11 protein-coding genes are annotated in these 11,152 nt (G+C 64.1%); 9 read left to right on the top strand and 2 right to left on the bottom strand.

The annotated features are described in order from the left end of the window. The first annotated feature begins 207 nt into the window (after window positions 1-207). From J2S96_RS07190 to J2S96_RS07170, 5 genes are all read left to right on the top strand, one after another. Window positions 208-1,665, top strand: coding sequence for a hemolysin family protein (locus tag J2S96_RS07190; protein ID WP_306861342.1), 1,458 nt, complete (start codon window positions 208-210; stop codon window positions 1,663-1,665). Beyond that, window positions 1,662-2,732, top strand: coding sequence for a hemolysin family protein (locus J2S96_RS07185; protein WP_306861340.1), 1,071 nt, complete (start codon window positions 1,662-1,664; stop codon window positions 2,730-2,732). Before J2S96_RS07190 ends, J2S96_RS07185 begins: the two co-directional genes overlap by 4 nt. Before the next feature lie 167 nt (window positions 2,733-2,899). Continuing rightward, window positions 2,900-3,823 carry a metal ABC transporter solute-binding protein, Zn/Mn family gene (locus tag J2S96_RS07180; protein WP_306861338.1) on the top strand — a complete coding sequence of 308 codons (924 nt, stop codon included), beginning with the start codon at window positions 2,900-2,902 and terminating at the stop codon, window positions 3,821-3,823. A 122-nt stretch (window positions 3,824-3,945) separates the two neighbouring features. Beyond that, entirely contained in the window at window positions 3,946-4,779 is an 834-nt protein-coding gene (locus J2S96_RS07175) for a metal ABC transporter ATP-binding protein (RefSeq protein WP_370873035.1), read from the top strand. Further along, on the top strand, window positions 4,780-5,697 hold the full coding sequence (locus J2S96_RS07170) for a metal ABC transporter permease (protein ID WP_306861334.1): 918 nt from the start codon (window positions 4,780-4,782) through the stop codon (window positions 5,695-5,697). Here J2S96_RS07170 and J2S96_RS07165 read toward each other — a convergent pair. Next, on the bottom strand, window positions 5,694-6,176 hold the full coding sequence (locus tag J2S96_RS07165; protein ID WP_306861752.1) for a Fur family transcriptional regulator: 483 nt from the start codon (window positions 6,174-6,176) through the stop codon (window positions 5,694-5,696). The two genes, J2S96_RS07170 and J2S96_RS07165, sit on opposite strands and share 4 nt — an antisense overlap. A gap of 108 nt (window positions 6,177-6,284) precedes the next feature. Between J2S96_RS07165 and J2S96_RS07160 the strand changes: the two genes are divergently transcribed. Then, on the top strand, window positions 6,285-6,941 hold the full coding sequence (locus J2S96_RS07160) for an MBL fold metallo-hydrolase (protein WP_306861332.1): 657 nt from the start codon (window positions 6,285-6,287) through the stop codon (window positions 6,939-6,941). Window positions 6,942-7,037: 96 nt separating this feature from the next. Here the strand turns inward: J2S96_RS07160 and J2S96_RS07155 are convergent, their stop codons facing one another. Then, the gene (locus tag J2S96_RS07155; RefSeq protein ID WP_306861330.1) at window positions 7,038-8,126 is read right to left on the bottom strand and encodes a PLP-dependent cysteine synthase family protein; all 1,089 of its coding nucleotides are present in this window, start codon (window positions 8,124-8,126) and stop codon (window positions 7,038-7,040) included. A 115-nt stretch (window positions 8,127-8,241) separates the two neighbouring features. Between J2S96_RS07155 and J2S96_RS07150 the strand changes: the two genes are divergently transcribed. From J2S96_RS07150 to J2S96_RS07140, 3 genes are all read left to right on the top strand, one after another. After that, a complete protein-coding gene (locus J2S96_RS07150) occupies window positions 8,242-9,096 on the top strand; it encodes a sulfurtransferase (protein WP_306861328.1) in 855 nt (284 codons plus the stop codon). An 87-nt stretch (window positions 9,097-9,183) separates the two neighbouring features. Beyond that, the gene (locus J2S96_RS07145; RefSeq protein ID WP_306861326.1) at window positions 9,184-10,386 is read left to right on the top strand and encodes an NAD(P)-dependent alcohol dehydrogenase; all 1,203 of its coding nucleotides are present in this window, start codon (window positions 9,184-9,186) and stop codon (window positions 10,384-10,386) included. Further along, entirely contained in the window at window positions 10,383-10,811 is a 429-nt protein-coding gene (locus J2S96_RS07140; protein WP_306861324.1) for an HIT family protein, read from the top strand. Before J2S96_RS07145 ends, J2S96_RS07140 begins: the two co-directional genes overlap by 4 nt. Window positions 10,812-11,152 lie beyond the last annotated feature (341 nt).

Below are 11,152 nucleotides of genomic sequence, written 5' to 3'. Positions count from 1 at the left end.
TTGCGGGGGAAGCCGTTTGGCTATCTCCGTGCAGCGCACCCGCCGAGCCGGCAATGCCCGTACACATGCCCATCGCACCCCGGAGCTCCAGGCCGGCCGGTCGGCGGACCATTCATCCGCTGCGTCCGACCAACCCCCGCCGGGTCAACCAGCCCTTATTCTTGCTGGCGCCCTTCTCAAGCCGTTCGCGCAATCCGGCGGCCTCTGATGGAGTGGCTTTTCCTCCTCGCCGGCGTGCTCCTGATTTTGGGGACTGGCTTCTTTGTGGCCGTCGAGTTTTCGCTCGTGGCACTCGACCAGGCGACAGTCCAAAGAGCGGTCGACGGCGGCGACCACGCCGCCGCGGCGTTGCTCAGGTGCCTGAAATCCCTCTCCACCCAGCTCTCAAGCTGCCAATTGGGGATCACCCTCACTACCTTGCTGACGGGCTTCGTCATGGAGCCATCCGTCGGCTCCCTTTTGCACGGGCCGTTGCTCTCGGCAGGGCTGCCTGAAGCTGCGGCGCAGTCAGTGTCCCTCATCCTGGCCATGACCTTCGCCACCGGCTTGTCGATGCTGATCGGCGAACTCGTTCCCAAGAACTTGGCGTTGGCCTTGGCATTTCCGCTCGGCCGGGCGCTGGCGCGCCCGCAACTGATGTTCACGGCCGTGTTCAAGCCCGCAATCGTGGTGCTCAACGGTTTTTCGAACAAAGTGCTCAACCTCGTGGGGTTGGAGGCCAAGGAAGAAATCTCGGGCGCCCGCTCGCCATCCGAACTGGCGTCCCTGGTTCGCCGTTCGGCAGAGCTCGGAACCCTTGACGCCGGGACAGCCAACTTTGTTGCCCGGACCCTGAACTTCTCGGCGCGGACGGCGGCAGACGTCATGACTCCGCGCATCCGCATGGAAACGATCGACGCGGATCAGCCGGTATCGGACATCATCGAAGCAGCCCGGCGCACGGGATATTCGCGTTTCCCGGTCATCGGCGAATCGGCCGACGACATCCGCGGCGTTGTGCATATCAAGAAAGCCGTGTCCGTCCCGCCGGAACGCAGGAGCCGGCTGGAAGCCGGAGCCATCATGTCCGAGGTCCTGCGCGTCCCCGAGACCATTCACCTTGACGCCCTTCTTTTGGAACTCCGCGAGGGCAACCTGCAACTCGCCGTCGTGCTTGATGAGTACGGCGGAACCGCAGGGATCGCGACCCTCGAGGACCTCGTGGAGGAAATCGTCGGCGAAGTGGCGGATGAACACGACAAGGTCCGCCCCGGGTTGCTGCAAAGCGCCTCGGGGGACTGGTACTTCCCTGGACTGTTGCGTCCCGACGAGGTCAGCGAACAGGTCCCGGGCCTGGCGGTTCCCGACGACCCCGCCTACGAAACCGTGGGCGGTTACGTGATGAGCCAGCTTGGACGGATCGCGATGGTTGGCGACGTGGTCGAGGCCGGGGGCGGCACCCTGGCCGTCACCCGAATGGACGGCCGCCGGATCGACCGCATTTGCTTTCACCCGACGCCGCCCGAGACCGACGATGACGATGAAGGCACCGCGGAAAGCGATGCCAGCGGATGGCAGAGCAGGAAGCAGGCCAGCAAGCGGCTGGGTAAGGGCTCTGGCGGCTCGGCAGGGGAAGCCGTTGGCAACCCTGTGGCCAAAACCGGTCACAAAGGACGTGCGGCATGAGCGACTGGGCCGGAATCCTGTGGCTCGTGGTGCTGTTGATCGGCAACGCCTTCTTTGTCGGCGCCGAGTTTGCCGTGATGTCCGCCCGCCGCAGCCAGATTGAACCCTTGGCCCAACGCGGTTCCAAGCGCGCGCAGACCACCCTTTATGCGATGGAACACGTCTCGCTGATGCTGGCGTGTGCCCAGTTGGGCATCACTGTGTGTTCCCTGCTGATTCTCCTCGTGGCCGAGCCCGCCATCCACCATTTGCTGGGAGCGCCGCTGGGGTCCGTGGGGGTCCCCATCGAATTGGCAGACGTTATCGCCTTCGCGGTTGCCTTGCTGGCGGTGACGTTCTTGCATGTGACCTTCGGTGAGATGGTCCCCAAGAACATCTCTGTTTCCGTCGCGGACAAGGCTGCCTTGCTGCTGGCGCCGCCCTTGGTACACGTCGCCTGGTTCGTGAAACCCGTTATCTGGACGTTGAATTGGCTGGCTAACCGCATCCTGCGCCTGATGAAGGTTGTACCCAAAGATGAGGTGACCTCCTCCTTCACCCTCGAAGAGGTGCAGTCGATCGTTCAGGAATCGACCCGCCACGGACTGGTGGACGACGACGCCGGCCTGCTGAGCGGCGCTCTGGAGTTTTCCGAGCACACCGTGGCGCACATCATGGTGCCGCTGGACAAAGTTGTATCCCTCAAGCCGGGTTCGACGCCGCGGCAACTCGAGAAAGCGGTCAGCCGCACCGGTTTCTCCCGTTTCCCTGTGCTGGACGACGACGGCGAGCTGACCGGTTACCTGCATATCAAGGACGTGCTGTCCATCCCCGAGGAAGGACGCATCTATCCTATTGCGGAAAGCCGGGTCCGGTCCCTCGTGAACCTTGCGCCCGAGGATGAGATTGAAGAGGCCATGGCCGTCATGCAGCGGACTGGCTCGCACCTCGGCCGGGTTGTGGGGACAAGCGGCGCGACGCTGGGTGTGTTGTTCCTGGAAGACGTCATCGAGCAGCTTGTGGGCGAGATCCGGGACGCCACCCAGGCCCGGGGAATCCGGCGGTTGGGCGAACCGGAGACGGCGTAGTCTCTTGCCGGCACCCAAGGGGCCGGCAAGAGCCAGCCGGAATCCTAAATAGGAATCATTCCCATTTACGGATACACTCAGAGGGCCAACTATCGTGCCTGATTCTCATGTGAGTAGATCCGAGGTTCCCCGTGCGTCGTAACGCCGCCCGTTTTTCGTTTGCCGTAGTGCCTTCCGCCTGCGCGGCAGTTGCCGTCCTGCTTGCCGCATGCGCGGCACCCGGCGCGAGTGCGCCGTCGTCGTCCTCCTCCGGGGTGATCGACGTTGTCGCCTCCACCAGCGTGTATGGCGACATCGCCAAGACCGTCGGAGGCGGGAAGGTGTCCGTCACCTCCATCATCAGCAAGACGAGCCAGGATCCGCACTCCTACGAGGCAAGCACCCAGGACAAGCTGGCCGTCTCCAAGGCCCAACTGGTGATCGACAATGGTGCCGGGTACGACGACTTTTTCGCCAAGCTGGCCGATGATGGCAAGATCGCGGCGGACAAGACCATCACTGCCGTCAACGTTTCCGGGCTCCTTCCCGCGGCGAGCACCGGATCATCTCCCGCGGCGGTGCCGGAAGGGTTCAATGAGCACGTCTGGTACAACTTCGACGCGATGGCGAAAGTGGCCGATGCCGTTGCCGCGAAGCTCGGCAGCCTGGACCCTGCCGACGCCAACACCTTCACGGCCAATGCCGGCAAGTTCAAGTCCTCCCTGACCGGGCTCAGCGCCAAAGTCGCCGGGATCAAGGCTTCCAAAGGTTCCGCTCCGGTGGCCATCACCGAGCCCGTCCCGGGCTATTTGCTTGAAGCCGCCGGCCTGGAGAACAAGACGCCCGAAGAATTCAGCCGCGCCATTGAGGTCGGCTCTGACGTTCCGCCCGCTGCAGTCAAGGAAACAAGCGATCTGATTACCTCGAAGTCCGTTCGCTTCCTGGCGTACAACGAGCAGACGGCCAGCGCCGAGACGGAAAAGCTGAAGGCCGAGGCGACCGCTGCCGGTGTTCCGGTGATCGGTTTTACCGAGACACTTCCCGAAGGCAAGGACTACGTCGGCTGGATGACGGACAACGTGGGCAACGTTGCTGCCGCGCTGAAAAAGTAACGGCCCACAGGCAAGACGGACCAGGCGGACTCCGCAGCCGTCCTAAGATGGACAGGGCGGCCGCGGGGCCCTCTCCGTTCATCCAAGGGCAGGCCGCCAGCAACATAGCTTTGCGAACCCCCATGGATCGAGGAAACTTTTTGACACCGGTAGTGAGCCTTCGCGGAGCGGGCCTCCAGTTCGGCCAACGTGCACTCTGGAAGGACCTCGACGTGGACATCCAGGCGGGCGAGTTCTTCGCTGTGCTCGGCCCCAACGGCAGCGGCAAGACCAGCTTCCTCAAAGTCCTCCTGGGTTTGCAGCAACTCCACTCGGGAACGGCGACCGTGGCCGGACACCCCGTGGAACGTGGCAGCCGGAAGATCGGCTACATACCGCAGCAGAAATCCTTTGCTCCGGATACCCCCTTGCGTGCCAGGGATTTGGTTGCCCTTGGCATCGACGGCCACCGCTGGGGCCTGCGGATCAAGGCCAACGCCGTCAACGAGCGCGTCGACACCCTCCTGGACCTCGTCGGGGCGAGCGATTACGCGCGTGTGCCGGTTGGCCAATTGTCCGGCGGTGAGCAACAGCGGCTCCGTGTAGCGCAAGCCCTTGCCACGGAGCCTGAACTGCTGCTTTGCGACGAACCACTGCTGTCGTTGGACCTGAACCACCAGCAGGCCGTCAGTTCCCTCATCAACCAGCAATGCCACGAACGGAACAGCGCCGTGGTGTTCGTGACCCACGAGATCAACCCGGTCATTGACTACGTAGACCGCGTCCTCTACCTCGCCGGCGGCAGGTTCCGGGTGGGAACCCCGGAGGAAGTCATGACCACCGAGGTCCTCTCCGAGCTGTACAACAGCCGCGTCGAGGTCATTCGCGCGAACGGCAGGATCGTGGTCGTCGGGCTTCCGGACGCCACAACCCATTACCACGACGACGCCCACGCCGGTGTAGAAGAAGGCCACTAAATGGATCTCGGCAGTATCCTGCACACCATCTTCAATTTCGAAAACTATGGCGAGCTGCTCGCATTGGTCCAGAATTCCATCTGGGCAGGTGCCGTCCTCGGCCTGCTCGGCGGCCTCATAGGCACCTTTGTCATGAAGCGGGACCTTGCTTTCGCGGTGCACGGGATTTCCGAGTTGTCCTTCGCGGGCGCCTCCTTCGCCCTGCTCATCGGGGCGGACATCATTTTCGGTTCGCTCGCTGGATCCGTTGCGGCTGCGCTTCTTCTGGGACTCATGGGCGTCCGCGCGCGGGACAAGAATTCGATCATCGGCGTCATCATGCCGTTCGGGCTAGGCCTCGGCATCCTGTTCCTGGCCCTCTACCAAGGCCGCGCGGCCAACAAGTTCGGGCTTCTGACCGGCCAGATCGTTTCGGTGGACACCGTCCAGCTCCAGGTCCTGGCGGGCACGGCCGTGGTGGTCATGCTCGCACTGGCCGCAATATGGCGCCCGCTCAGCTTCGCCAGCGTGGACCCCGAAATGGCGGAAGCCAGGGGAGTGCCCGTCCGTGGCTTGGCGATTGCCTTCATGGTGCTGCTCGGCGTCAGCGTTGCCCTGTCCATCCAGATAGTCGGCGCGCTTCTGGTGCTGGCCTTGCTCATCACGCCCGCGGCTGCAGCCCTGCGGGTGACCACTTCGCCGCGCCTCGTGGTCTTGTTGAGCGTGCTCTTCGCGATCACTGCCACTGTGGGCGGAATCCTGCTGGCGCTTGGCAGCAGGATTCCCATCAGCCCGTATGTCACCACGTTGTCGTTCCTGATCTATGTGGTGTGCCGGATCATCGGCAGCGCACGCGCCAAACGGGGGATCAACGGCCGGATAGTCCGTCCACACGCTGCCATGGGCCAAGCGGTGGAAGACCAGACCGTAGCAGGCTAGAGCCGGCCCGCGGCCTTCTTTGCAGCGCACTCCGGGCAGAGACCGAAAATCTCCACCGTGTGCGCCACTTCGGTGTAGCCGTTTTCAGCAGCCACCCGGGCCGCCCATGTCTCAACGGCCGGAGCCTCCACCTCAACGGCCTTGCCGCAATTGCGGCACAGCAGATGGTGGTGGTGGCCCGTGACAGCGCAGCGGCGGTAGACGGCTTCGCCATCGGCATTTCGAAGCACATCGATAAGGCCCTCGTCGGCAAGCGACTGCAGAATGCGGTAAGCCGTGGCCAAGGACACCGAGACGCCCTGGTTCTGGAGCAATCGGTAGAGTTCCTGGGTGCTCACGAAATCGTCCAGTTGGTCCAGGGCGGCGCTAACGGCCAGCCGCTGTTTCGTGACGCGCTGCTCCTTGACGGCGGGATCCTTCGCAGCCGGAAGCGACTGGGCCGCGGGCCCGGACGTGGCGGCATTGGCGCCCTGTGACATTCGTGGACTCATTTCGATAAGGATGATCGCAAATACCAAGGTTACCAGCCGACCGCGCCCGGACATCGGCTCGTGGACACCGTTCAAGGCTCGTCCTAGGCTGGCTGGATGAAGCTCACCAAGTTCACCCATTCTTGTGTCCGACTGCAAAAGGATAGCCAGATCCTGGTGATCGACCCGGGGACTTTTTCCGAGTCCGAGGAAGCCCTCGCAGGCGCCCACGCGGTGCTGATCACCCATGAGCACGCGGACCATGTGGACGCCGACGCCGTCGTCGGGGCCCTCAAGGAAAACCCCGGACTGCAGGTGCACGCGCCCTCGGGGGTCGCCTCCGAGCTGGCTGCGAAAGCGGGCGACGACGGCGAGCGGATCCACGCCGTCGAACCCGGCACGTCCTTTCAAGCCGGGGGCTTCGAGATCCGTTCCTTCGGAGGGCAGCACGCCCTCATCCACCCGCAGATCCCGGTCGTGGCCAACATCGGCTATCTCGTGGACGAAAACGTCTTCCACCCCGGGGACTCGTTCGTTGTCCCTGACGGCATTGCCGTACAAACCCTGTTGGTGCCGATTCACGCGCCTTGGTCAAAGGTGGGCGAAGTGGTTGACTTCGTGATCGCGGTCCGTGCTCCCAAGGCCTACCCGGTCCACGATGGGCTGCTCAACGAGCTCGGACGCGGATTGGTGGAAGGCCACGTGACGCGGATCGGCGCGAAGTACGGTACCAGCTATGCGAGGTTGTCGCCGCGGGAATCGGTGGAGGTCTAGCCGGTTCGCTGCGCCGTCTAAACCGCAGCGCTGTCTAAACCGCTGCGCCGTTTAAACCGCTGCGCTGCCTAAACCGCTGCGCCGTCTCCGTGCCGCCTAAACGCTGCCCGGCCATGTGCCTGTCTCGAAGAAGTCAGCCAGCACGGCCTCGTACGGGGCCGGATCCAAGCCACGCTCGGCGATCCAGTCCGGGTTGTAGTAGCTCCCCGCGTATCGGTCGCCGGCGTCGCACATGAGTGACACGATGCTGCCGCGTTTCCCCTGGGCCACCATCTCGGCGACCAGTTGGCAAACACCCCAAAGGTTGGTTCCCGTGGAGGGCCCGGCGTGCAGCCCTGCCAGCCGGCGGAGGTGCCGCATGGCGGCCACCGAGGCGGCATCGGGAACCTGGATCATGGTGTCGATGACGGCCGGGACGAAGCTGGGCTCCATGCGCGGCCGTCCAATGCCTTCGATCCTGGACGGCATGCCCGTTGAATAGTCAGGGACGCCGTCGCGCCAGCCGGGATAGAACGCGGAATTTTCGGGATCGACCACGGCCAGCCGGGTCGGGTGGCAGTGGTACCGCAGGTACCGGCCGATGGTCGCACTGGTTCCGCCGGTGCCGGCGCCCACCACGATCCACTCGGGCACCGGATGCTCCTCGAGGGCGAGCTGCTCGAAGATGGATTCAGCGATGTTGTTGTTGCCCCGCCAGTCGGTGGCGCGTTCAGCGAAAGTGAATTGGTCCATGTAGTAGCCGCCGGACGTCCGGGCAACGTCCTCTGCCATTGCATAGACCTCCGAGGCGTGGTCCACCAGGAGGCAGGCGCCCCCGAACTCTTCGATGAGCGCGATCTTTTCAGGGCTGGTGGTCCGGGTCATCACGGCGATGAACGGAAGCCCGATCAGCCTGGCGAAGTATGCCTCGGACACCGCGGTGCTGCCGCTGGAAGCCTCGACTATGGTGGTCCCTTCCGTGATCCAGCCGTTGACCAGGCCATAGAGGAAGAGCGACCGGGCCAAGCGATGCTTGAGGCTGCCCGAGCGGTGCGTGGACTCGTCCTTGAGATAAAGCTGGACGCCCCAGTGTTCGGGGAGCGGCACAGCGTAGAGGTGCGTGTCCGCCGAGCGGTTGTTCTCGGCTTCGATGCGTCGGATTGCCTCGCTGGCCCATGCCCGGTCCTGGTTGCGTAGATTGCTCACCGATCCAGCCTACCGGCGGCGGACACCGCCCAAGGATAGGCTGGTAGCCGGTTGGCAACTGCACGGCGGCAGCTTCGACGTCGTTTGGTAGTCCCGGCAAAACGAAGGAGATTTGATGGCCACGATCATGAACGTCACCGCGCTGAAGGACCGCATGGATGCGGGCAAGCGGACTGTATTGCTCGACGTCCGTTGGGTGCTGGGCGATCCGCACGGTCATTCGCATTTCCGCCAAGCCCACATTCCTGGCGCAGTCTACGTGGACCTGCACAACGAACTCGCTGACCCCACGGCCGAGGGCCAGGGCAGGCACCCGTTGCCCTCCACGGCTGCGCTGCAGAGGTCCGCCCGTGGCTGGGGAATCAACGACGGCGACACTGTGGTTGCGTACGACGACAGCGGCAGCACCGCCGCGGCGCGGTTGTGGTGGCTGCTCCGGGACGCCGGTTTCCATTCCGTCTTCCTCCTCGACGGCGGATTGGCCGCCTGGCGCGCGGCCGGATATCCGCTGGCGCAGGACGAGCAACCGCCGGTCCCGGGCGACGTGGTGCTTGGGCACGGCCACATGGATGCGATCAGCATGGACGAGGCGGCCGACTGGCACGGCCATGGAATACTTCTCGATGCACGGGCCGGGGAGCGCTATCGCGGCGAATTCGAACCCATCGATCCCCGGGCGGGACACATTCCCGGGGCGCTGAGCGCCCCCACAACCGGAAACCTCGCACCCGACGGGACGTTCCTCCATGCATCCCGGCTTCGCGATAGATTTGCCGCCCTGGGCATCAACGAGGACAGCAAGGTTGCCGTCTACTGCGGCTCCGGGGTGACGGCGGCCCACGAGATCGCTGCCCTCGAAATCGCCGGATTCAGGGCAGCCCTCTTCCCGGGCTCCTTTTCACAGTGGTCCTCGCTCGATTCCAACCCCGTCGTCGCCGGAGAAGCGCCCCTCGGCTCCCCAGACCAGTGAGTCTTGCCAGTGAGTCTTGGCTGCAGTGCAGCCGGGGAAGTGCCGGCAGAGTGGCAAATGATCAGCTCGCGGGGGTAGCGTCGAGGCATGACTCCCGGACGCCCCGTTCCTCCGCCCCTTGGCAAGCCGCTCGTCGTGAGTGACGAGACAGCGGATGCCGCGCTGTCAACGCCCGCGACCGCGCCGTCAACCCACGCGGCTGCGCAGGGAGCGCCGCCACTCGCGGCTGCGTATGGCGCCACTTCGGCGGTCAGCGGCCTAGTCCCGCTGACCGTGGCCCGCCGCGTTCCCAAGGAAGACGACGTCGAGATCGAGATCGATTTCTGCGGCCTCTGCCACTCAGATGTCCACGCGACGCGGGGCGAATGGGGAGTCCAGAACTATCCGCTCGTCCCAGGCCACGAAATCGTCGGCCGGGTCCGCAGCGTGGGGTCCGCCGTCGACGACTTCGCGCCGGGAGACCTGGTGGGCGTCGGCTGCTTGGTGGATTCCTGCCGCGAGTGCGATAGCTGCCTCGAAGGACTGGAGCAGTACTGCGAACGCGGAAACGTTGGCACCTACGGGGCGAGGGATCCCCGGAACTCCAACTCCATCACCCAAGGCGGTTACTCCACCTCAGTGGTGGTTGACCGCCGCTTTGTGCTGCGCGTGCCCGAGGGCCTTGACCCGGCCGCGGCGGCGCCATTGCTGTGCGCGGGCATCACTACCTACTCGCCGCTGCGCTACTTCGACGTCGAGGAGGGGGACGTGGTGGGCGTCGTCGGGCTCGGCGGACTGGGCCACATGGCGGTCAAGATCGCGAAGGCCATGGGCGCGCGCGTAGTGGTCTTCACAACCTCGGACGCCAAGTTCGAGGCGGCCATAGAACTTGGCGCCGACGACGTGATCCTCTCGAAGGATCCCGAAGCCATGGAAGCCGCCAACCGCTCCATCGACGTCATCATCGATACGGTGGCGGCGCCGCATGACTTGAACCCTTACTTTCGTACCTTGCGGCTGAACGGTGCCCTCTTCCAGTTGGGGCTCCCTCCGGCCGATATGCCGCCGGTCAGCCCCGGTGCGCTGATCCGGCGCAGGCTCTCCTACGCAGGATCGTTGATCGGCGGCATTGCCGAGACCCAGGAAATGCTGGACTTCTGCGCCGAACACGGCGTAGTCAGCGACGTCGAAGTGGTCACTGCAAGGCAACTCAATGAAGCCTACGACCGCATGGTTGCCGGCGACGTCAAATACCGTTTCGTCCTCGATACCAAGACCCTTCAGCCCGCTTCGGAAAAGGCAGACGTATGAGCACCCTGTTCACCAAGATCATCAATGGCGAGATTCCCGGACGTTTTGTCTGGAAGGACAACGACGTGGTGGCTTTCCTGACCATCGCTCCGCTCACTGACGGCCACACGCTTGTGGTGCCACGCCAGGAGGTGGATCGCTGGACCGACGTCGCCCCTGAGCTCCTCAACAAAGTCATGGCCGTTGCGCAGCGGATCGGACAAGCCCAGGTGAAGGCTTTCGGCGCACCCCGGGCGGGCCTGTCCGTTGTGGGATTCGAAGTGGAGCACTTCCACGTGCACGTGTTCCCGGCAACGTCCTTGGCCGATTTCGACTTCGGAACCGTGGAACACAACCCGGACCCTGCCCGGCTCGACGCCAATGCGGCCAAGCTCCGTGCCGGCCTTGTGGAAGAAGGCCACGGGGAGTTCGTTCCCGCGGATTGAGGAAACGCCCGGCCACCTTTGGGCGCATTTTTCCAAACGCCCGTCCACCTTTGGGCGCGTTTTTCCAAACGCCCGGCCACCTTTGGGCGCGTTTTTCCAAACGCCCGGCCACCTTTGGGCGCGTTTTCACAAACGCCCGTCCACCTTTGGGCGCGTTTTTCCAAACGACCGTCCACCTTTGGCTGGAATGGGCTCTGTTGGTGACCGGGCGTTGGGGGAATGGGCTCTGTTGGTGACCGGGCGTTGGGGGCGGATTCAAGTGGTGGTTGCAACGCGTCCTTTATGCTGCTGATTCTTCCAGTATTTGTTCGAGGGCTTGCGCGGGTGTTTTCCAGCCGAGG

The organism is Arthrobacter bambusae, assembly GCF_030812595.1.
GTDB classification, from domain to species: Bacteria; Actinomycetota; Actinomycetes; order Actinomycetales; family Micrococcaceae; genus Arthrobacter; species Arthrobacter bambusae_B.
The sequence above is the reverse complement of the archived record's forward strand: the minus strand, read 5'-3'. Positions and strand labels throughout refer to the sequence as shown.

What these genes read in the sequence shown, in the direction of transcription:
- J2S96_RS07140 (WP_306861324.1), top strand. Translation starts at nt 10,383, where the DNA reads ATGAGCACCCTGTTCACCAAGATCATCAATGGCGAGATTCCCGGACGT.
- J2S96_RS07175 (WP_370873035.1), top strand. Translation starts at nt 3,946, where the DNA reads ATGGATCGAGGAAACTTTTTGACACCGGTAGTGAGCCTTCGCGGAGCG.
- J2S96_RS07170 (WP_306861334.1), top strand. Translation starts at nt 4,780, where the DNA reads ATGGATCTCGGCAGTATCCTGCACACCATCTTCAATTTCGAAAACTAT.
- J2S96_RS07145 (WP_306861326.1), top strand. Translation starts at nt 9,184, where the DNA reads ATGACTCCCGGACGCCCCGTTCCTCCGCCCCTTGGCAAGCCGCTCGTC.
- J2S96_RS07165 (WP_306861752.1), bottom strand. Translation starts at nt 6,176, where the DNA reads ATGTCACAGGGCGCCAATGCCGCCACGTCCGGGCCCGCGGCCCAGTCG.
- J2S96_RS07150 (WP_306861328.1), top strand. Translation starts at nt 8,242, where the DNA reads ATGGCCACGATCATGAACGTCACCGCGCTGAAGGACCGCATGGATGCG.
- J2S96_RS07185 (WP_306861340.1), top strand. Translation starts at nt 1,662, where the DNA reads ATGAGCGACTGGGCCGGAATCCTGTGGCTCGTGGTGCTGTTGATCGGC.
- J2S96_RS07190 (WP_306861342.1), top strand. Translation starts at nt 208, where the DNA reads ATGGAGTGGCTTTTCCTCCTCGCCGGCGTGCTCCTGATTTTGGGGACT.
- J2S96_RS07160 (WP_306861332.1), top strand. Translation starts at nt 6,285, where the DNA reads ATGAAGCTCACCAAGTTCACCCATTCTTGTGTCCGACTGCAAAAGGAT.